Source organism: Komagataeibacter sp. SM21 (genome assembly GCF_041402665.1).
Taxonomy (GTDB): domain Bacteria; phylum Pseudomonadota; class Alphaproteobacteria; order Acetobacterales; family Acetobacteraceae; genus Komagataeibacter; species Komagataeibacter saccharivorans.
Genome location: NZ_JBGLOV010000010.1, coordinates 62349 through 84764, shown reverse-complemented (window position 1 = coordinate 84764; position 22416 = coordinate 62349). Strand labels below are relative to the sequence as shown.

The window sequence follows — 22416 nt, the reverse complement described above, 5'->3', positions numbered from 1 at the left end:
CGGCTGACAGGAAAAGTTTTCGCAATGGCCGGCATGGTATGGGGAAGAAAACCGTTTCGAGTGTAAGGGGCGGAAGGCAGGCTCCGGACAGTCGTGTTTGTGTTACATTTCGCAAAAATGGTATCCTGCCGACCTGAAGCTCTTCTATCGCTATTGCGGGGCAGGAGGTGTAGAAACACCCTTTCATCCAGATGGAAGATCCATATGACGACCCTTCGCCGGAATATTCCCATTTCACCCGAAATGGATCAGTCCGCCCGCATATACCTTGCTACCAACCGGGGAGGCCGTTTCGATCGTGAAGAGGGGGTAAATCGAAGGATTTCATCATAATGACCGACACCTGCAAGGTCTTGATGATCTTCCCGCTTTTCAATGCAAATTCGTTCTGGAATTACAAGGAAGCCTGCGATCTGTCCGGCGCGCGCTATCCTGCCGCACCGCTTGGCCTGATTACCGTTGCGGCCCTGCTGCCCAAAAACTGGGAAGTCCGGCTGGTCAATCGCAATACCGAGCAACTGGACGATGACGATTTCGGCTGGGCCGATATCGTGATGACCGGCGGCATGCTGCCGCAGCGCAACGATGCCCTTCATATCATTGAAATGTGCCGTGCCGCCAACAAGCCGGTGGTGGTTGGCGGTCCCGATGTCACATCCAGCCCGGCGCTATACGCGGCCGCGAATTTTCAGGTTCTGGGCGAAGCCGAGGAAATCATGGTTGATTTCATCGCGGCCTGGCGCAGGGGAGAGCGCGAAGGTGTGTTTGAAGCCCCGATGGGCAAGACGGACGTTACAAAAAGCCCGCTGCCCCGCTTCGACCTGCTGAAACTGGACCAGTACCTGCATGTCGGCGTCCAGTTTTCGCGCGGGTGCCCGTTCAGTTGCGAATTCTGCGATATCATCGAACTGTATGGCCGGGTCCCGCGCACCAAGACGAATGCACAGGTCATGGCCGAACTCGATGCCCTGTACGCGCTTGGCTATCGCGGACATGTGGATTTTGTCGATGACAACCTGATTGGCAACAAGAAGGCCCTCAAGAAATTCCTGCCCGACCTGAAACGCTGGCAGAACGAGAAGAACTTTCCCTTCGAGTTCTCGACCGAGGCATCGATCAACCTTGCCGACGATGCCGACCTGCTGCGCAGCCTGTCCGACACCAATTTCTTCGCCATCTTCGTCGGCATCGAAAGCCCGGATACGGACTCCCTCGTGCTTATGCAGAAAAAGCAGAACACGCGCCGCAGCCTGCAACAGAGCATCGAGACGATCCACAAGGCGGGCATTTTCGTCAATGCAGGCTTCATCGTCGGCTTCGACAGCGAAAAGGGCAGCGTCGCTCAGGGTATGATCGACTGTATCGAGGATACGTCCATACCGGTCTGCATGGTCGGCCTGCTTTACGCCCTGCCTACGACCCAGTTGACGCGCCGCCTGCTGGCGGAAGGACGTCTTTTTTCCGGCAGTGAACAGACGCAATCAGGCGACCAGTGCACGGCGGGCCTGAACTTCGAGACCAGGCGCCCGCGTCGCGACGTGCTGAATGACTACAGGACGGTTCTCAAGGCGATCTATGATCCGGTTGCCTATTTCGGTCGTGTGCGCAGGCTTGGCCGCATGCTGAAGCGCGAGCGGACCCATAAAATGGTGAAGGGTGATCTGCGCAGCTTCATCCGGCTGCTGTTCCGGATCAACCGGGCCGGACCGGGAACCGCAGGGCAGTTTTGGCGCATGCTGCTGGACTGCGCCCTGCACAACCCCAAGGCGCTGCCCTATGTGGTGATGACGAGCGCCCTTTACCTGCATCTTGGTCCATTTTCGCGGCAGGTTATCAAGGAAATCGATCAGGAAATCGGGAATGTGGATTCAGGACGCTGGCAGGCCCCGCCGTCCCTCCAGCCCGTCCAGCCCCTGCAGCCAATCGAGGCGTAACTTTTGTACTGCATGAAATAAAGTAGCCCTTTGGAAAGGGGAGCATCCCCCCGGATGCCCCCTTTCCGAAGAACGGATTATCCCTACGGTTTCCATATCGAAAATGGGGCCGGAAGGGGAGCTGTATCCGAACGTTCTGCTGTGGCTTGCGGATAAATGCGCAAATGATCCTGCGGGCAAGCCCCCAGCGGGTATCACGCAAAACCGCCCCGACTACATGGCCACAGCCGATGAAAAGGGCAGCCAGCCTCAGTTCAGATGTATCTTATCCACCGTGGGGGTCGCGGGCTGTAATGGCCGATTCACCAGACGGAAGTACAGCCGCGAAATCTGGCCTGACAGTTGCGCGCCTCTGGTCCGGGCATGAAGGTCGATATCGACCCCACGGGCATTTTCCATAACAATCCCGGTCGTACCATGATGGACGGTAAGGGTTCCGCCAAGCGTCCAGTATGTACCGTTGAAATCCTGCACGCGTCCCAGATTGTGGACACATCCGCGCCCGGACAGGGAGATGCTGCCTATGCTCGGCATTCCGCCACCACGCACCGTAAACGCGTAAACATGTTCACCAGCGGACAATGCGCCATGGCCCCACAGATATCCGACACCCGCACTGATCTGGCGCGCGGATATATCCATAACTGCATCGGTTGGCGCGCAGTGCGTCTGGGCCTGTGCCTTATCATAAAGGGGCAGCGACCCCATAAGAAAACACAGGCCAATAGTCCGGGATAGATTCATTGCATATGAGGCCCCGACAGGCGTCGTCACATCATACGACTTCTCCTGCCTGATATGGTCGAAACAAGGATCATTCCATTACTGAACGATCCCGTATCGTTCCTTATGGGGCAGCAGTCATACTGTCAATATGAAATGAAATATCCTCCCGTGCTGCCATATCCGCCCTACAGGACGGGAGAGGGGACCCGGTGAATTCCTGTGAAAATACGGATGAATAGATACAGACCGACAGGATAGCGATGGGCGCTGAAGGTCACACGAGACGTATCTCTCAAAATCTTACGGACAACAGCCGAAGGACACAGGCTACCCGTTCACCGTAACTGGGACTGTCCTATTTTTCCGGCCCGTCCGATATCGCCGGAAAAGTCTGCCGAGAAGAGCGGGCGGTTACATTTCTTACGGCATTCCCGACACGGAACCATTCCATCGTATGTTTGAGAAGGAAGGCCCGTATCGAAAACCCATGCAGTTCCCGCTACTGCAAAAGCATGTACCCCTGACTACACAGCATGGATTTCCCATACGAGCCGACCGACTACATCAATCCGGGCCAGATAGCACGCCATGGCATGCAGGTACCCTGTCTATTGTAATTATTGAAGATAACCCCAATTAATTAACGTATGGGCCTACTATTCTCTCAAGGAATCCTGGGCACTGCGGCCGCCACTTCAGGGGATGTGGCCAGCAAACCAGCCGCATGAAAACTGTCAGCTATCCTCTGCTGCCCTGCGATCACTTCGGGGGTCATGGGTAGCAGGCCGTAATGCAGTTTCGCAACCGAACGGGCAACGACTTCCGCGGGCAGTCCTGTGCTGTGGGCCAGCAGGGCGATGACATCGTCCCTGTGGTTCGTCGCCCAGTCATCGCATTGTGCGATCGCCGCAAGAATGGCGCGCACCAGATCCGAACTCTCCTCGAAAAATCCCCGACGGGCGAGATAGAACTGGGTGCCGCCATTCACGTCATCGCCGGTCGCAATGACACGGGTATCGGCATTGGCCCCGGACAGATACGGGTCCCAGATTGCCCATGCGTCGACCTGTCCTGTCTCAAAAGCCGGTCGCGCTGCGGCAGGCAGAAGATAGGATACCGATATATCGTTCAGGCTCAGGCCATATTTGCGCAGGGCGGCAACCAGAAGCCAGTGGGCATCCGCCCCCCGGGTCACCGCAACACGCTTGCCCTTCAGATCAGCCACCGAGTGAATGGGGCTTGATGAGGGAACAATGATGGCCTCGCTGGTGCCAGTCGGGGCTTCATGCCCGACATAGACCAGAGCGTCGGGCGAGGCCGCCTGCACGAAGACGGGCGGCAGGTCCCCCGTCTGCCCGAAATCCAGCGCGCCGGCCACCAGCGCCTGCAACAGCGGCGGCCCGGCAGGAAACAGCGCCCATTCCACCGACACCCCAAGGGGACGCAGCGCATCCTCAAGAAATCCCCTGTTTTTCAGCAGGACAAGCGTGCCGTATTTCTGATAGCCAATCCGAACGGTCCGGGACGCGGCATGGACGCGCCGTGCCATACCGGCCATGATCCCCTGCGCCACGAATGCGGCCAGAACGCGACGTCTCGAAAATAACACTTTCTGCCTTCCTTCCATTATTGCGCGTCTGACGTGTCAGTCATCGTGAACACCCAACGCATCCAGCAGCGTCTGGCGGAACTGTTCGAACTGCGGGTCGGTGTGCCGTCTTGGCCGGTCGAGGGGGATAGCCAGATCCGTCCTGATACGTCCGGATTCCAGAACCACCGCCCGGTCCGCCAGCAGCACGGCCTCATCGACATCATGGGTGACAAGGAGCACGGCGCAGCGATGGCGCTGCCATAGCCCGGCAACCAGACGCTGCATCCTGAGCCGGCTCAGCGCGTCCAGTGCCGCGAACGGCTCGTCCAGCATCAGCAGGTCCGGCTCCCGCACCAGCGCCCGTGCCAGCGCCGCGCGCTGGGCCTCGCCCCCCGACAGCGTAAGCGGCCAGGCTTCGCTACGGTGGGCCAGCCCCACTTCCTGCAGGACCGCTTCGGCACGCGCACGGACCGAAGCGTCCTTTTTCTGTCCCAGCACCACGTTCTGCCATACACGCCGCCAGGGCAGGAGCCGGCTTTCCTGAAACACGACCGCCACATCATCGGGACGGTGGACCGAACCTTCCGTGACCGGGTCAAGTCCTGACAGCATACGCAGTAACGTTGATTTCCCCGATCCGCTCCGGCCCAGAAGCGCGACGAATTCGCCCGGCGCGATATGCAGGTCCAGCCCGTCGAGCACCGCCGGACCATTGGCGAACCGGCGGGTGAGGCCGGTGACCGTCACGGCGGCGTCGGCAGCATTGACCATGGGTCCGGGTCGCGTCTGTGCGGGGGAGGAAAGGGTGCTCATGCGTTCTCTCCCCGTCGCGGCGAAAGCGGACGCCAGGCCAGCAGCCACGTTTCCAGCCCACGGACCAGATTATCCGACAGCAGGCCCAGCAGGCCGTACACCATCAGCCCCACCAAAATGATGTCCGTGCGCAGAAAATCTTCCGCATCCATCATCATGTGCCCGATGCCACTTTCGGCGTTGATCTGTTCGGCCACGACAAGCATCAGCCACGCGACCCCTACGGCATAACGCACGCCGACCAGCAGGTCGGGCAGGGCCGCCGGAAGAACGACATCACGAACCGTCTGCCCCCGCGAAAGCCCCAGCGTCTGCGCCATTTCCAGCAGTTTCGGATCAACCGTGCGGATGCCCTTATGAAAATTCAGATAGACGGGAAAGGTCGCGCCGAGCGCCACCAGAAGTACCTTTGACGTCTCCCCGATCCCGAACCACAGGATGAACAGCGGCACCAGCGCCAGCACCGGCAGCGTACGCATGATCTGCAGCGGGGCGTCGACAATATCCTCGCCGATACGCGACAGGCCGGAAATCAGGGCAAGGACCATGCCCGCCAGCAGCGCGATCGACAGTCCCGACACCGCGCGAAGCAGGGAGATGCCAAGATTGGCCTCCAGCGTACCATCGCGCATCAGCGACCATGCCGTCGTGACGATCTGGGCTGGCGAGGCGACGAGATGCGTCGAGAGAATACCCACCGAACAGCTACCCTGCCACAACGCCACAAGCGCCAGCGGCGAAACGTAACGCGCAATATCGCGCCATCGGGGCAGGCGGCCGTGTCGGGACAGAAGGCCGGACAGCACATCCGTTGACAGACCATGCGTGTGGATACCAGTAGGCTGGGATGCCTTTAACATACGATCACCCGCTGTAGTTTTTAATCTATATCATCATTACCAATGATGGAATTGTTCCACATCAGTGATCGTAGTTCAATTGGTTTTCACATTTAATATGATTAAATTAATCGAGATCGCACCATTCCAACATTATCTCGCATACACACATGCCTTTCGCCGCGCAGATCAACCGATATTAAAACGATTCGTATTGTCATATTGACTCACATCCGAACTTATGAACGATTATCTGTAGTGGTAATAATATATGCACATATGATTCGTTTATTTCGAGGGATGCAATGCGCGCCATACCGGACGGACAGCAGAATTTACGATGGCCATCATCGGACAGGCGTCTGGTCGCGCATTGTTCCCTGGCCTTCTCGCTGCTGGTGACGACGGGCGTCATCAACCCCGGCCATGCCGCCGACAGCCCGAGCAATCCGCAGCGCGCCCCGAAAGCCGTAAAGTCCCATTCCCCGGCAACGCGCAGCACGAACGCCGTGATCGCTACGCATCCCGAGGAAATGAAGGTCACTGCCACGCGCTCCCTGTCGCGGCGTCAGATCCTTGCACGGCAGAACGACCCCGTGGCTGTGACGACCATCACCGAACACGATCTGCAATCCCACCAGATCACCAACATACAGCAGGCTGTGAAACTGCTGCCCGCGGTCTCGCTTCAGGTCACCAATCCCCGTAACACGGCCATCAACGTGCGCGGCCTTGGCAATTTCAGTTCCAGCGCGCAGGACGGGCTGGAAAACGGTACGGCTGTCTATATCGACGGCGTGTACCAGACACGGCCCGGCGCCGTACTGGGCGACATCAGCGATCTGGCAGGCATGGAGGTTCTCAAGGGCCCGCAGGCTACGCGTGGTGGGGTGGATAACGATGGCGGCGCGATCAACATCACCACGCTCGCGCCGTCCTTTACGCGGGGCTACTCCGTCACCGGCGATTATGGCAGTTACAATACCGCCAATGTCCGGCTACGGGCCACCGGCCCGATCGGCAGCAGCGACAAGGTCGCCTATAGCCTGTCCGGATTTTCGATCAATCATGACGGTTATATAAAAAACGTCACGACAGGGCGGGATTATCAGGATTATCACGATATTGGCGTAAAGGGGCAGATACTGGCAGTTCCCACTGACAGGCTGACAATCCGCCTGATCGCCGATTATTCGCATCTTAAGGAAAGCTGCTGCGTCACACCTTTTTCCACGGCACTTACCCACTATGCCAACGGGGCGGCCGTGGTGGGAAATTACTGGCAACGCGCTGCCTTTGCGGGGGCTGAGACGCTGCCCGCCCATGGCGTCCGTGACATGCAGGTGGCCCTGCCATCTACCGGCAGTCAGGCCGTGGATCAGGAAACGTACGGTGTCTCGCTGGATGTTACCTATCGGTTGCCGCATGGGTGGAAACTGGAAAATACCGCGGCATGGCATTCATGGCTGTGGTACCCGCATAACGGATTTTCCGGTGGTCTTGGCACCATACCGGGGTTGCGGACGCTGACCGCTGGCAACAATCAGGTATATGAACAGCACGCCACGGAAGAACTGAAGATATCGTCCCCCGAAGGACGCCGTTTCCACATATCCGCCGGTGCTTTCTACATGTATGAGGAAGTGCCGGATTACACGCGCTGGCAGATTTCCGCGCAGGGCGCAAAGTATTATGGCTACGGCCTGTCGCCTGCCGTGTACAATTCCGCCTATAATGGTGCGCTGTTCAGATCATCGGATAATCCGATCACCAACGATCTTGCGGGCTATGTGCGCGCGAAATACGACATTACATCGAAACTCTCCATTGAAGGGGGATTCCGGTATTCCTTTGTCACCAAGTCAGGCAGCTATACATCAACCATCGTCAACTCATCCAACCCGTCACTTGCTGCGGGGGTGCTGGGGGCGGCGACGTCCTATCACGCATTCCATCGGGAAAGCGAACCCAGCGGCACGCTAAGCCTTGTGTACCGTCCAACCGGCAATAATCTGGTCTATGCCACCTACAGTCGCGGATTGAGGAATGGCGGGATCAATCTGGTCAGCCTGAACATCGCGCAGGGCGCCAATCCGGACGTGAAACCGGAACTCGACGACATGTTCGAGGTCGGAAGCAAGAATGCGTTTTTCAACAAACGGCTCGTGGTCAATTTCGATGCATTCTGGAACAACGTGCATGATTACATCACCAGTGCCGCATATTATACTTCGGCTGGCACCACGATTTCATATCTGACAAACGCCAAACACGTTGTTTCGCGCGGGCTGGAACTTGAAACACGCGGCACCATCCTCCCCGGGCTGGAGGGCCGCCTGTCCGCATCCTATACCGATGCCTTCTTCGCATCATTCAATAACGCGTCCCATCCGCTGGAATCTTCCAACGTGTCAGGACTGTACAGTCTGACGGGAAACCAGATTCCGCTGAATTCCCGATGGAACCTGTCCGCCGGGCTGGAATATACTACGCATCTCAGAAACATCGGCAATGTATCCGGTCGGTTCTGGCGGCAGCTCGTGTTCTTTGTTGGTGCGGATTATACCTATCGCAGCAGCTATTATGCCGACGCATCCGAATCTTCCTATACGCGCATAAGGCCGTACGGGCTGCTGGATGGTCATATCGGCATACGGCCTGAATCGGGCAAATGGGATCTCAGTTTCTGGGGACATAACATGCTGGACAAGCGGTATTTCATTACCATGACACCCCTTGCCGCCGGAGCCGTATTTTACGGGCAACTCGGCGACCCGGCGATGTTCGGTGGTGAATTCAGCTATCGTCTGTAGTGTCGGGGAAATCGTTCACGACGTTCATTACCGGCGGGAAGCCATAACGTGACTGCCCCGCCGGTCCAGCAACCGTAATCGCCCATCACAGGGAATTCTGCCTCCAGAGTGCATTTTTTCTCACCGTAGAATAAAATTCGTGATGGCATCGGTCAGCTTGCCAAAGGGAGGCTTAAGAAGCGTGGCGGCATTGAAACGACCCTGCCGGTAAATGCCCCGGGGATGGGTAAGAGCCATGAAGCCTTCTTTCCCATGATACGCGCCGATCCCGCTATCCCCCACGCCACCGAACGGCAGGTCGTCCTGCGCATAATGCAGCAACGTACCGTTAATGGTCACACTCCCCGATACCGTGCGCTTCAGCACCCTGTCCCGGTCAGCGCGCTTTCTGCCGAAGTAATACAAAGCCAGAGGTCGGGGGCGGGCGTTAATGAAGGCGATCGCTTCATCGAGTGTCTGATATGTCAGTACAGGCAGGACAGGCCCGAAGATTTCCTGCTGCATGACCGCCATTTCTGCTGTGACGCCCAGCAGCAGAACCGGGGCGAGGACATGACTGGATGCTGAGTTGCTGCCCATCCGGATGACGCGCGCGCCGTGTTCCTCGGCATCGCGGACCAGAGCAGTAAGCCGCTCGTAATGATGCTGGTTCAGGATGGCGGTGTAATCGGGTGAACCAGCGTAACCGCCCGGATGAAGCTTTTCCACAGCGGCCTGATACGCCGTGGCGAAAGCGTGTTGATCCGCTTCGTGAACCAGCACGTAATCCGGTGCGATACAGGTCTGTCCCGCATTGGTCAGTTTGCCGAATGCCACCCGATCCGCCACAAGCGGTATGGTAAAACCGGGCTCAATCACTACCGGTGACTTCCCGCCGAGTTCAAGCGTCACCGGGGTCAGGTTGTTTGCGGCCGCAGCGGCGACCTTCTTTCCCACCGCCGTACTACCGGTAAACAGGATATGGTCAAAGGGCAGGGCGGAGAACGCGGCACCCAGTTCGGCATCCCCCGTCACGACGGACACCTGTTCCGGCGCAAAAGCAGCCTGCACGATCTGTCCGATCACAGCCGATGTGGCGGGTGTGAGTTCCGATGGCTTGACCATGGCGCGGTTGCCAGCAGCAATCGCGGTGGCCAATGGTACAAGAGCAAGGGATAGCGGATAATTCCATGGCGCGATAATGCCCACCACGCCAACGGGCTGATGGATCACCCACGAACGACCCGACCGGAAATAGGCGGAAACGTGGCGGCGTTCCGGCTTCATCCACTGTCCCAGATGACAGATCATATAATTGATCGACTGCACCAGCGGAATCAGCTCCACAATTGCGCTTTCGCGTTCCGATCGCTGGCCAAAATCCGTTTTCAGGGCGTGCGTGATGTCCGTCCGCCGCTTCAGGATTTCAGATTTCAGGCGGCGCAGATCGGCCCGGCGCTGCTTCAGGACGGGCGGTCCGTCATTGACGAACGCAGCCCGCTGACGGTCGAGGATACGGCGCAGGTCATCGGGGGTAACATTTGCTGAAACAGTATTGGACATTGCGACCTCCATGTTTACAGGAGAAACTTATGCAGGCAGGATATGGAGTAGAATGATCCGGTGTCAACGAAAGTTTCTTCTGTAAACATGGCTATCGCGAATGAGTGAAACGACAGACCGTCCCTATCATCATGGCGACCTGCGCCGCGCCCTGATCGACACGGCCCTTGGCATACTGGCCACGGATCAGAACTGGACCTTTACCCTGCGCGAGGTTGCCCGCCGCACCGGTGTCAGTCACGCTGCCCCCTACAAGCATTTCCGCGATCGCGAGGACCTGCTGCGGGAACTGGCGCGGATCGGTTTTATCCGGCTGGGACAGGGCATGACGGAAGCCGTGGGGGCAAAGGGTCTTTCCGTGCGTGAAAAATTCATTGCCGGAGCCGGGGCCTGTATTGATTTCGCACTCCACAATCCCGGCCTTTACCGCCTGATGTTCAGCGCGGACGCGGACAAGACGGCGGACACGCACCTGCATGACGCAGCCATGGACACTTTCGGAATCCTTTTACGCCTTCTGGAGAAGGGGCAACAGAACGGCAGTTTCCGCCCGGCTGCCATCAGCGCACTGGCGGCGGCAAGCTGGGCGCAGGTACACGGGCTGGCCATGCTGGCCATCAATGGCCAGCTTCTTGAAGAAAAGGTAGGAATGGAGCCAGTCCGTGCGGCGCTGGACGTGCTGCTGGATGGCTTATGTCAGCGGGATGGTCGTACAGGATCAGTTTATGATCCGGAACCATATCCAAAAGTAATATAATGAAATTGATACCTGCATCTTTTGACGCCAAATTTTAACTACATCATAAGGCATTTCAAACAGTTCTGCATGCACACGTTCCAACGTGTCCTTCTGCCTCCATCGCAGCATGGACAGGGTCAATGCCCGCTGGCGACCGGTAAACCGACGCATGCCACATGCAGCGCATAAGGCCAGATCAGGCAAAGCAGCCTGCCATAGAACTAGGCGAACACCACGTTGGGACAACCCGGCATCGTCGTAAAAGTGTGACATCCGCGCCCACTGTCTGTTGCTCAGACCACAGGGCCTCAGCCGGAAAGAATCATCAGAACGCGGCCGGAAAACCCTTCGGAATGTTTGTCCCATAAAAGACATATTTGATATTGCAATTCACTATCATTTACTAAATAAGCGGTCGGGAACGTCATATCGTGAGCTTTGATAATGAGTCTTCGTGCGCTTTGCCTCAGCACCATCTGCGCCTCCAGCCTGCTGGCGGGTCTTGCCAATCCGGTGATTTCCCTCGCTGCAACAGACGAGTCCAGCCCCGTGCCACAGAAGGTGAAACCGTCTTCCGCACCGCGCACGCAGCCTGCCCATACCCCGGTGAAAAACGCGGACCCGACGGCTGAAAACACACCGGATGCCACGCCCGGCCAGCATGAGGACATTGTCGTCACGGCCGCGCGCAAGAACCGCATGTATGTAAGCAGCGGCGGTGATCTGGGCGCGCTGGGCAACAAGAAGGGGCTGGATGTGCCCTTCAACATCCGCAGCTACAATTCCAGCCTGATCCTGAACCAGCAGTCACAGACGCTGGGCGATGTCCTGCTGAACGATCCCACCGTGCGTACCACAATGGGGTATGGCAATTACGCACAGCTTTTCCAGATCCGCGGGTTCACCCTGTATGGGGATGATGTGGCGATTGATGGCCTGTATGGCGTGACGCCGCGCCAGCTTGTGTCTCCACAGCTTTATGATTCAGTGCAGGTGCTCAATGGCGCCAGCGCCTTCCTCAATGGCGCGGCCCCCGGTGGCTCGGCCATTGGTGGTAATGTCAACCTGATCCCCAAACGGGCGGGGGCGACGGATATCACCCGTATCACCGGCGATTATACCAGCAGCGGGCAGGGCGGTGGCGCGTTTGACATAAGCCGCCGGTTTGGAAAGGACCATGCCTTTGGATTCCGCTTCAACGCCGCCGGCATGGATGGAGAAACGGCAATCAAGGACGAGCGGCATGACGATGTCGCCCTTGGTGCGGCCTTCGACTGGCATAATGACGATACGCGCATCGACATGAACATGAACTACCAGAAACAGCAGGTTTTTGGTGGACGCAGCGCGATCATCGTTTCCAGTCTGGCGACGGACATGCCTGCGCCAAAAGCAACGTCCCCTTCGGAAAACTGGGGCCAGCGCTGGGCCTATACCGATCTGAGCTATCTGTTTGGCACGCTGAACATTGAACATGATTTTGGCAGCCACATAACGGCATATGGCAAATTCGGCGCCCAGAGCGGCAATGAAATGGGCAATTACGCGACCACCACGCTTACCAACTCCCGCACCGGTGACGGCACGGTGGGTGCCATGGCGGATGCGTATAATGTCATGAACGAAGCAACCCAGGCTGGCGTGCGTGCGCACGTCAACACTGGCCCCATCAAGCACGAAATCAATGCGGGCGGGTCCGCGATATGGGAAGAATCGGACGCGGCCTATTCCATGAGCCTCGTCTCCAACGCAGGTAACATCTATCACCCCACGCAGTTCACGCCGTCGGAAACTTATAGCGGGGGCAACCTGAACAATCCCGGTCGTGTGGCATGGAACAAGCTGTATAGTTTCTTCCTGTCCGATACGATGACGTTCTGGCATGATCGCATCGCGCTGACAGGCGGCTTCCGTTATCAGGATATCCTGTCGGATTCATATGCCTATGGCACGGGAACCCTGAGTACGCATTACGATGCTGCTGCATTCTCGCCGGTCATCGGGCTTGTCATCCACCCGGTCAAACACGCCGCCCTGTATTTCAACCGTATTCAGGGCCTGTCGGCAGGGCAGACCGTGGGGGCAACCTACGTCAATGCCGGACAGGTTTTCGCCCCGTACCAGAGCACCCAGTACGAAGTCGGTGCCAAGTATGACGTGGGACGGTTTGCGGCTGGCGTGGCCTTTTTCCAGACCTCCATGCCGCAGGGTATGACCGAAGCCTACGGCAATACCGGTCAGGAAATTTATACCCAGGATGGCAAGCAGCGTAATCGGGGCATGGAACTGACCTTCAATGGTGAAATCCTGCGTGGCCTGCGCTTTAACGGTGGCCTGACCCTGATTGACGCCAAGCAGATGCATACGACGGGTGGCACGTATGATGGCAAGACCGTGATCGGCGTGCCGAACTATACCATCAATGGCAACCTTGAATACGATGTCCCCTTCGTAAAGGGGCTGACACTGGTTGGCCGCGTGATCAGCACGGGCAAGCAGCAGTTCAACAACGCCAATACGACGCATCTGCCCGCATGGTCCCGTTTCGATCTGGGCGCACGATATACTTTCCTGGCGGCAAAAAAACCGCTCACTGCGCGCTTTGAAGTCGACAATATAGGCAACCAGCGTTACTGGGCCTCCGTTTACCAGAGCGATCTGGTTATGGGAGACCCCGAGACGTTCAAATTCTCGATCAGCGCCGATCTCTGATTTTCATTACGGATCATACAAACTGCGATGCCTGCCTTCCTGATATTCAGGAAGGCAGGATGACAGTCGAATAAAACAGGGTACAAACTTTTTTTGTCTGCCATAAGGGGAGATGTTCAGCCCCTACTGCGAACGGTCTGTCGCTCGACCTGGTGCCTTATCGGGATCGCACACTCTTGCCGTCTGCTTCAGCTATATATCACCATGCAATTTTATCCTCATTGGTGACTTCGGGGGGACAGGCAGGCGCAATACGGGTGACGAAATCATCCCCTTCCCTGGTAAAGCCACACTTCTCCAGATAATTTTCACAATAGAAATTACGCCCGGTTGCTGTGAAGCCCCCCGTTACGGTCGGGTATTTTTCCAGGATATGCTGTGCCAGCACCTGCATGGACGCGTATTCCGAGCACAGGCCGAATACACGACATGACAGGATGGACTGGATGATCCTGTTCTTCTGGACAAGATGCAGTCCGATCAGGCCGTTATCCGTCTGCCTGTCCCGCAGGAACACACAGAATATATATCCCTCCTGCGCAAATAATTTCTTTATGGCATCCAGCGACCAGCGCTGTCCGGTGGTATTGAACTGGTTGGTCTTGTTCAGAAGCTCAAATGCCCGTGCAAAGTTCCGGTCATTGTCCGAACGCACCACGGTGTAACGCTGCTGGATATGAAGGGAGCGGAGCCATTCCTCGCGGCTCATTTTCTGCCGCGTCTGGTCGCGACTGATCTTGGCCCGCAGCGTCTGGGTACGTTGCCGGGATTCCGTACTGATCCGGGGTACCTGCGTGCTGGGAGAAAGCAGGATCGCACGCCGCCAGTCCATATGCTCCTCACTCATGAACCGCAGTTCGGGAATCACGCAGCGGACTTCATCAATCTCACGCGGATTGTCATCCACAAACAGGACGTTGGCAGGCAAAAGATTTACCTCGTCCAGTATTTCCAGAATATTTTCCGATTTGGGCTGAAAATTGATCTTTACCGATACAAAATCTTCCAGCTTCAGGCGTCCACGCCACACGCGATCGAATTCGGCGCGGGCCAGTTCGGGATCATTCTTGCTGCAGATAGCCAGCAGCCCCCCTCTGGCCTTATACACAAGCAAGGCTTCGGCAAGACCCATGGGCCAGTAATCCGTGCGTTCATAAGGCGTGCGGTCGCCATCCGCCAGCACACCACGCCACATGGTATCATCAAGATCCATGATAATAAGCTTGATCGGGGCTGCCGCGTTTATAATGGCAAGATTATTACGGATGACGTTAAAGACGCAGTGGCCGTAAACATCGGGTTGGCCGTCCACATCATATATATGGGAAACAGGCGTACTGTTGCGGATACGCCTGCCATCATCTTCGAAGGTGGTATCGAATATATTCGATGCATGCGAAAGTTCGCGCGCGTAGTCATCCTGTATCCGGAAACGACCCATCGAATTGAGAACGTCGTTCACGTCCAGAAGGAAAGTATTAGGATAGGCCCGAATAATCCGTTCCATTTCAGCATTAAGCCGTGTCACGAAATACTGTGGATTGGACAGATCAAAACGGGGGAAAAGTGACCCCATGAAATTCTGCCTCGGTTCCCAGAATGACAGGAAGAATGTCGGCTTTCCGTCAAGAAGGTCGGAAATGGATGTGACGAATTCTGAAATATAGTCAATACAGTATTTCAGATAATTTTCATGGTCTTCTTCGGTCTTGAGGCGAGGCCAGAACACCTCATTTTCAAAACCGTCAAAGGGTAGGGCTCCAGCGGCCATAACCGAACGGAGCGGCAAGCCGATGACGTTCACCTCTGCTTTTTCATGATTTACTTCTGACAGGGGCGGGGAAAAATGAATCTGCCGACTTTCATCCACCCCCATCGTCACATGGATGACATCATGCCCGTGATTTGTTGCGTAATTGATGATGGGCAAAAGTGCGCAGGGACCAAAAAACGCAACATGGAGCTTTTGCTCCGCTTCAGGTTCCAGTCTGTGGAAGGGAAACCCCTTCAGTCCATTCGATGATACACGATCAAGTTTGTAATGCTGATATTTAACTTCGTTTGGAAGGTTAATTATTTTTTTTATTTTTCTGGACAGCTTTTTGATCATTGAATCGCTCTGATGTTATAACTGAACCACCTTACAAAAGTTACATTAAATAACACAATGGAACAAATTATAACAAAGCTCTTCGCTTCATGATCCTGTGACCAGGAATCAACCAGACAGGAGAAAAAGGCGTCAGGATTCCATGGAACTGAATGATTACGGACAGGTGTTACGAACCATAAAAGCTGTCCTGCGTTCCCGTTACGGTCAGATCACAAGACGGTGTAATGTCCTGTCATGGCTGACTGGCGCATGAATGTGGGACGATACCTGCATGCAAACCGTATCCCTCTGACATATCAGGCGAAGAATGGTCTCTGACTGTCCCTGATATGCGGGAATGCAAAATGGCGGCATCATGCATTGCATGAATTACTTAATGGGTTGCGTTATATGATCAGCAACAGGATTGCGTGGCGCACGATGCCGAACGATCTCCCGCTGTGACTGGCAGTCTGTCAGCAAGCCTGTCTCTGGATAGAGGCTGGCTGATTCGAAGCGCTGTGCCTAATCTACGTACGCGCTTCACTGCGTATTAAGTCTGGTCATAGGGCTGAACCAGCAGCCTTTTGCGTTCGACACAGGAAAACAGGTCCCGCATCGGATATGATGGGGGCAAGCGTAAACGGGGATCAAAGCTACATATGCCGCTGAACCCGCCGGGTCACCTGCTGGCCCCGCATGTAACCCGGCTGATCAGGATGATCGCGCCTAAACCGGGCGTTTCGCCGACCTTCAGGATCTGATGGACGAAAACACCGAACGGGCATCACGTCCTGAATGCATCAGGATGAGGTAAGATAATCCCCCTGTCAGGCAGCCTATAAACCACGCAAATCCGGACAGGGCTGATAACGCCGGTACAAATACACTCGCGCTGCCCGCCATCACCGCGACAAGCAGGGCAAGGACCGCCGCCAGATTGACCCCGTTGCGGTACCAGTAGCGACCCTGCGGACTGGTTGTATAAAGTGCTGCCACGTCGACCTGACGACGGCGTACAATATAATAGTCAACCACAAGAATACCGAACAGCGGCCCAATAAATGTCGCCAGCACATCCAGCGTCAGATGCATGACCTGCGGACTTCCGTACAACTTCCAGGGCATGATGAGAATGGAGCCCACGGCAGCGATCATGCCGCCTCTACGCAGGCTGATGGATCGTGGCGCAAGATTGGAGAAATCGAAAGAAGCCGAAACAAAATTGGCTACAATATTGATCCCTGCCGTAGCAATGATGAAGGTCAACATGCCGAATATGACAGCGGTCAGGCTATCTATATGCGCCACTGTTTCCACCGGATCGATCATGACATGACCAAAAGCCGGAGCAGTCAGGGCGATGGTACAGATCGTCAGTGCTGAAAACCCGATAAAATTGAACGGCAACCCCCAGAAATTACCGCGCCTGATATCCGATGCACTCCGCCCGTACCGCGCGAAATCACCAAAATTAAGCATGGGTCCCGAGAAATAGGAAACCACCAGCGCCACCGCATTTATACTGGCCCATGCCAGTGCTCCCCCATGCAGTGGGCCGCCAGCACCCGTAATCTGGAATGAAAAATGGCTCCATCCCACGCGCTGGAGCAGATACAGGTCCAGCGCAATCATGACGGCATAGACGGCTGGCCCCGCCAGTTCGATAAACCGGCGGATCGTCTCGATCCCCCGCCAGAAAATGGCGGCCTGCACCAGCCATAGCAGACCAAATGCCCCCCATCCCACGGCGGAAAGCCCCAGCATGCCATGAATCCGGACATCCGCCCACGGTGTCAGGGCGGGCAAAAGCCGCAGGGCGAGCACCACCAGCGCATTTGATGCGAGCCATGTCTGTATCCCGTACCAGCACACAGCTATCACACCACGTATGAGGGCAGGGATATTGGCACCCAGCACACCGAAGGACATGCGACATATAACCGGAAACGGCGCACCCGTGCGCTGGCTGGGTACCGCCACAAGGTTACACAACACGTTTACGATCAGCACACCAGCAAGCAGGGATGCAAAAACCAGCCCCGACGGCAGGCCGAGCGTAAAGAGGTTGCCCGCTGTTACATAGCCGCCGACGCTATGCACGTCCGACATCCAGAAAGACAGGTAATCGTACCAGTTCCAGTCCTGCCTGGCAGCAGGTAGCAGGTCACGGTTACGCAGCCTGCTGTCCTGTTCTCTCGCCTGCGTGATCAGGACAGGTGGCACCGCTTCCGGTCGTGTCTGCATGTTCATCCGCATCATCCCCGCAGCCTACTATGCTTGGGTCTTCCCGCCATGTGAAGGTCATGCCGGCCTGTGGACCCCGTTTCCAGCTTCCTGCTCAGAATCCGGCCCGGAAAGTCACAACCGCCGAGAAGCGACCCAGCGTATTATACGTAGGCGCCGTGCCCTGAATCCTGCCAATGGTCGTATTGGTCAGGCTGACGCTGTTGATGGCGGAATAGGCATGGGTGTCGATCATGTTGTTGACCCACAGCATGATTTCCGGGCTTTTGAGAAAGCTCAGACCACGCCCGACAAGACTGTTGCGGGGAAGCCGCGCACCAACTGTTGCATTCATGGTGTAAAGGGAGGGCAGGGCTTCCTGATTCATGAAGGTCGAATACTGCTTGGAGAAATAGTTCAGCCCATAATTCCAGAAGAAAATGCCATTATCCCAGTCTATCCCAAGCGAGGCCGCCCATGTGGGCGTATTGACCGCCATCTTGCCCTTGGTGGGTAGGCCCTGAATATTGTTGTCGATGGTCGAATGCAGGTACTGCATGGACGCATAGGGACGGAAATGATGAATGGGCCGCGTGCCGATTTCCGCATCGAAACCATTGGTGGTCTGGTTACCCGCATCAATGACCTGTCCGATCGCCTCGTTACCCAGGAACATGGATGTAGAAACCTGATGATGTGACAGGTTATAATGGAAATATGTAAAGGACCCGATGATGTATTTACCGGTATAGCGCATACCCACTTCTTCGGTAATGTTGTATTCATCATGGATATGGGTCTGGCCCTGATTGGCGATCTGGCCGGTATTGGGGTTGATGGTGGTGATCATGGCGCTGTCAGGCGGCGCCTTGGCGCCGGTCGAGACCCCACCGAAAATCTGCACATACTTGTTCAACTGGAAATGGCCACCAAGCGTTGGCAGCGGCATGACTTCGTTGGCGCTGACCTTGCGCTGCAGGCCCGGAATATTGTCGGTCCCGTCACGGTGGATCATGGTGACACGCATGCCACCATCAAGCACCAGACGACCGTCGAGCAGCGAAACCGTATCACCGGCATAGATCCCGTTAACAGTCGAAATATCGCTGTAATTCTGGGAATAGAATACCTGGCCATTTGCCAGCCGTAGCGACTGGCCCGCCCGGCCCCATGATGTCGCCGGGTTGCCCGCACTGCTTACGCCGGTATAGCCCACAAGATTGGTCGAATTATCATAATCAAACCAGTAACCAAGATAGATATGGTGCTGACCGACCTTATAACTCAGCTTCGCGTTCACACCACCGCGCATTTCGTTCAGGCTGCTGTACTGCTCGGTTACGCCATAGGACTGGCCCGGCAACTGTCCGGGGATGGAAATGGACTGCGGGCTACTGCCATATCCATTGTAAACCTGATCGTTCAGTTCAAAGCCTGAACCATAAACTTTCTGGTTGGCCGCCACATAAGGGGTTACATCCAGTCCCAGCCGACCGAAATTGAAGTGGGAAGGGGCTGCGATATTGAAGGTCTTGGAATGAAGCCAGTTCAACTTCCAGTAATCGGTGCCGCCAGCAGCGTTATTGATGTCGTATGAGCCAGCCAGCTCGTTTTTAAGACCCTTCTGACGCCAGCTCGCCATGGTCATGTCCCAGTATGGCTCGTTCCCGATGATGCCGCGCGTAAAACCACCCACCAGCGAGACGCGGTTCCCGTTGTCCCATTCCTTGAGGATCTTGAAATCGATATGCTTGAAGTCCTCCTGACCGGGACCATGGTAAAATGTGTCATGCTGGTTAGAGAACGAGATATAGGAGCGGATACCCGTTTTACCCCATTCACCCGTATCCACGCGCAGGAACTGGCGGGTATAATCCCGGTTTCCCACACCCACATCCCCCAGTCCGCCAAATTTCCTGGAGGGATCACGGGTCTTGAACTCGAACATGCCGCCAGAACCATTGATGGCGGGCGTGTCTAGGTTGGATGAACCGGGCTGCACGGAAACGCTGCCAATATTCTCGCTATCCGTAACCCATGCCACATCGAGGTTGTAGCCGCCGATACTGCTCAACGGCATGCCTTCCCATACATTGGCGATCTGGTCCTGCGTCAGGCCACGCATGCTGAGGGCAGATTTTTCATGGCCCGCAGGGTCCGTATTCGCCACCACTATGCCCGGCAGCAGCTTGACGGCATTATAGGCATTCTGCGCCGGAGACTGCTTCATGATGTAATCGGGCGTGACAGTGCTGCGGGCCTTGGGGGCAGTCTGCTTCTGGATCAGGCCGCCGCCGGGTGCGCGTCCGGTCACGCCATCGGCCGAATGGACCACATTCGCACCCACCCGGATCTGTTCCGCACTGCCCGTGGCCCGGATGCCATCGTGCGGGGTGGTGGCTTTGTGCTGCGCGGCTGCGGGCTGGGCGTTCGCGGTATGCTTCGATACCGTACGGGCAAAGGCTGCCCCGTGTGACGCGCTCAGTCCCAGCGCGGTTGTAAGCGCCAGAAAAAACCGATGTCCGGGGAACTGCACTGAAAAACGGAGCAGCGGCGCGGGTTGTCTGGAAGAATACGATCCGGTCTGGCTTTTTCCGTCAGGGCACATTGCCGGTGTCCTTATGCTTTACCACCGCACGACAGGGCGGGATTGCGACATGAAATGATACTTGAAAGAAATGTTTGTCGTTTCGGATACAAAATAATACACACGGAAAATGTGTGTCAACGGATATTGTTTACAAAACGAGATTTCAATTCAGATCGACGCCAGCATCGGTTCCCGATGCCAGATAACGCTGCAGTTCGGCCGACAGACCCACCGTTTTCATACCATCCCGATGGGAAACGGATCGTGCCGGGCGCGATAACAGGTCCCGTATTTCCAGCAGACTCTCATGCAGGGAACACATGACGGGAACGGCGACATAGGGCGCGACGCGTCTGGAGAAACCAGCCAGTCCCGCACCACCAAGCAGCACACGGGCTGCACCGTCCTGACGCACGGCCTCATTACAGATATGCGCAATCTGGCGACAGACGGCATCCCCCCCGGTCGCCAGAACGTTGCCCGCTTCGGGCAGGATACGCACGGAAGCCAGCCGCGCGCTCAGTCCCATGGACTGCACCAGACTGATCAGCGTGGGTTTCCATTCCTTCCCCCCGGTCACGATGGAAAAGCGCCCCGGCAGTCGTGCCGCCCGCCTGATGGCAGCCTGCGCCATGCCCGCAACAGGCACGGGACAGATGCTGGACAGCGCCTCCCGACCCGGATCACCAAAACAGGCCACCAGAACCCCATCAAATGGCCCACGCGCGCGCGCCAGCGCATCCAGAACCGCATGGCCTGCAATGGTGAGAGAAACGGGATTGGTAATGTAGCGTGCCCCAAACCGGGCGGTTACCGCTTCAATCGCCACCGTATCGGCGAACAGGGATCGGGCATGGGCCACCATGCGCTGCGTCATGTCTGTATCGGTATTGGGATTGATAAGCAGCAGGCGCGGCAAGGGCAGGGCATCCAATCATCAGATTACGGGTCACAGCAGCGACCTCCGCCATTCAGTATGATTTGGAAACGTGTTTCGTCAACCCAGATTGTTTACAATATGAATACCCTTGACGGAATCATCAGACTGCCCCAACAGAAATGCGTTTCAGCCAAAAGGGGAGGGGGACGCAGGCCATGGGATCATCTGCCAGGGAAGAAGCGCGCATTGCTGATGCCTTGTGCAAGGCGGTCCTTGAACGCAGGCTTGCACCCGGCAGCAAGCTGCCCGAGGAAGAGCTTGCACAGATTTTCCGCTCCAACCGGGCCAAGATCCGGCGTGTGCTGCTATCGCTATCGCGTTCCCATATCGTCACGCTGGAACCCGGTCGTGGCGCATTCGTCAGCCGTCCCTCCCCACAGGAAGCGCGAGACGTGCTGGCCAGCCGCCGCCTGATCGAAGTCAGCCTGCTGGCACAGCCCTACCGCAAGCTGTCCGCACAGGGTGCAGCACGCCTGCGCCATATCATGGCACAGGAAGCGGAGGCGCATGAGAAGCACGACGCAATTGCCATGATCTATCTTTCAGGTCAGTTTCACCTGACGCTGATTGAGGAGCTGGGCAACAGGGTGCTGAAAAGCATTACCGATGAACTGATCCTGCGTATGTCGCTAATCATTACCATGTATGAGCGCCAGAACACGACCTGCTGCCTGTCCTCCGATCATCATGACCTGCTGGAACTGCTACTGGCCGACAACCATACGGAGGCATCCGCCCTTATGGCACGGCATCTGGAAGGGATTGAAAGCTGCCTTGATTTCAACCGCGAACCAGCGACCACCACCATCCTCAGCCAGATACTCAAGTGTTAAGTCTCGCTGTGAACTGAATGGTATTT

The 22416-nt window shown here is 56.5% G+C and carries 14 protein-coding genes; 5 read left to right on the top strand and 9 right to left on the bottom strand.

Features of this window, described 5'->3' with window-relative positions; all coding sequences use genetic code 11:
* Nucleotides 1-329 precede the first annotated feature (329 nt).
* The gene (locus tag ACBR42_RS11125) at nt 330-1934 is read left to right on the top strand and encodes a B12-binding domain-containing radical SAM protein (RefSeq protein WP_371208092.1); all 1605 of its coding nucleotides are present in this window, start codon (nt 330-332) and stop codon (nt 1932-1934) included.
* 249 nt (nt 1935-2183) lie between these two features.
* Here the strand turns inward: ACBR42_RS11125 and ACBR42_RS11120 are convergent, their stop codons facing one another.
* The 4 genes from ACBR42_RS11120 to ACBR42_RS11105 all read right to left on the bottom strand — a co-directional run bounded on the left by ACBR42_RS11120 (nt 2184) and on the right by ACBR42_RS11105 (nt 5924).
* Nucleotides 2184-2576, bottom strand: a complete 393-nt coding sequence (locus ACBR42_RS11120; protein ID WP_371208052.1) for a hypothetical protein — start codon at nt 2574-2576, stop codon at nt 2184-2186.
* Between the two features lie 748 nt (nt 2577-3324).
* Complete coding sequence (locus tag ACBR42_RS11115) at nt 3325-4269, bottom strand: aliphatic sulfonate ABC transporter substrate-binding protein (RefSeq protein ID WP_371208051.1); 945 nt, start codon at nt 4267-4269, stop codon at nt 3325-3327.
* 36 nt (nt 4270-4305) lie between these two features.
* Entirely contained in the window at nt 4306-5022 is a 717-nt protein-coding gene (locus ACBR42_RS11110) for an ABC transporter ATP-binding protein (protein WP_371208091.1), read from the bottom strand.
* A gap of 38 nt (nt 5023-5060) precedes the next feature.
* Nucleotides 5061-5924 carry an ABC transporter permease gene (locus tag ACBR42_RS11105; protein ID WP_371208050.1) on the bottom strand — a complete coding sequence of 288 codons (864 nt, stop codon included), beginning with the start codon at nt 5922-5924 and terminating at the stop codon, nt 5061-5063.
* A gap of 284 nt (nt 5925-6208) precedes the next feature.
* Here ACBR42_RS11105 and ACBR42_RS11100 point away from each other — a divergent pair, with 284 nt between their 5' ends.
* Nucleotides 6209-8716: a TonB-dependent receptor gene (locus ACBR42_RS11100; RefSeq protein WP_207918750.1), complete on the top strand. Its 2508-nt coding sequence runs from the start codon at nt 6209-6211 to the stop codon at nt 8714-8716.
* 120 nt (nt 8717-8836) lie between these two features.
* Here ACBR42_RS11100 and ACBR42_RS11095 read toward each other — a convergent pair whose 3' ends face one another.
* Nucleotides 8837-10258 carry a coniferyl aldehyde dehydrogenase gene (locus tag ACBR42_RS11095; protein WP_371208049.1) on the bottom strand — a complete coding sequence of 474 codons (1422 nt, stop codon included), beginning with the start codon at nt 10256-10258 and terminating at the stop codon, nt 8837-8839.
* A gap of 100 nt (nt 10259-10358) precedes the next feature.
* Here ACBR42_RS11095 and ACBR42_RS11090 point away from each other — a divergent pair, with 100 nt between their 5' ends.
* Both ACBR42_RS11090 and ACBR42_RS11085 read left to right on the top strand, forming a co-directional pair.
* Nucleotides 10359-11015 carry a TetR/AcrR family transcriptional regulator gene (locus ACBR42_RS11090; RefSeq protein WP_371208048.1) on the top strand — a complete coding sequence of 219 codons (657 nt, stop codon included), beginning with the start codon at nt 10359-10361 and terminating at the stop codon, nt 11013-11015.
* Nucleotides 11016-11441: 426 nt separating this feature from the next.
* A complete protein-coding gene (locus tag ACBR42_RS11085) occupies nt 11442-13709 on the top strand; it encodes a TonB-dependent receptor (protein ID WP_371208047.1) in 2268 nt (755 codons plus the stop codon).
* A 199-nt stretch (nt 13710-13908) separates the two neighbouring features.
* Here the strand turns inward: ACBR42_RS11085 and ACBR42_RS11080 are convergent, their stop codons facing one another.
* The 4 genes from ACBR42_RS11080 to ACBR42_RS11065 all read right to left on the bottom strand — a co-directional run bounded on the left by ACBR42_RS11080 (nt 13909) and on the right by ACBR42_RS11065 (nt 21536).
* Complete coding sequence (locus tag ACBR42_RS11080) at nt 13909-15438, bottom strand: HAD-IIIC family phosphatase (RefSeq protein ID WP_371208046.1); 1530 nt, start codon at nt 15436-15438, stop codon at nt 13909-13911.
* A 1116-nt stretch (nt 15439-16554) separates the two neighbouring features.
* Nucleotides 16555-18054 (bottom strand): NCS1 family nucleobase:cation symporter-1, encoded by a 1500-nt coding sequence (locus tag ACBR42_RS11075; protein WP_371208045.1) that lies wholly within the window; start codon nt 18052-18054, stop codon nt 16555-16557.
* A gap of 88 nt (nt 18055-18142) precedes the next feature.
* Nucleotides 18143-20635: a TonB-dependent receptor gene (locus tag ACBR42_RS11070; RefSeq protein WP_371208044.1), complete on the bottom strand. Its 2493-nt coding sequence runs from the start codon at nt 20633-20635 to the stop codon at nt 18143-18145.
* Nucleotides 20636-20780: 145 nt separating this feature from the next.
* A complete protein-coding gene (locus ACBR42_RS11065; protein WP_371208043.1) occupies nt 20781-21536 on the bottom strand; it encodes an aspartate/glutamate racemase family protein in 756 nt (251 codons plus the stop codon).
* A 176-nt stretch (nt 21537-21712) separates the two neighbouring features.
* On the opposite strand from ACBR42_RS11065, the gene ACBR42_RS11060 reads away from it, so the two are divergent.
* Nucleotides 21713-22390, top strand: a complete 678-nt coding sequence (locus ACBR42_RS11060; protein ID WP_102324205.1) for a GntR family transcriptional regulator — start codon at nt 21713-21715, stop codon at nt 22388-22390.
* Nucleotides 22391-22416: the final 26 nt, after the last annotated feature.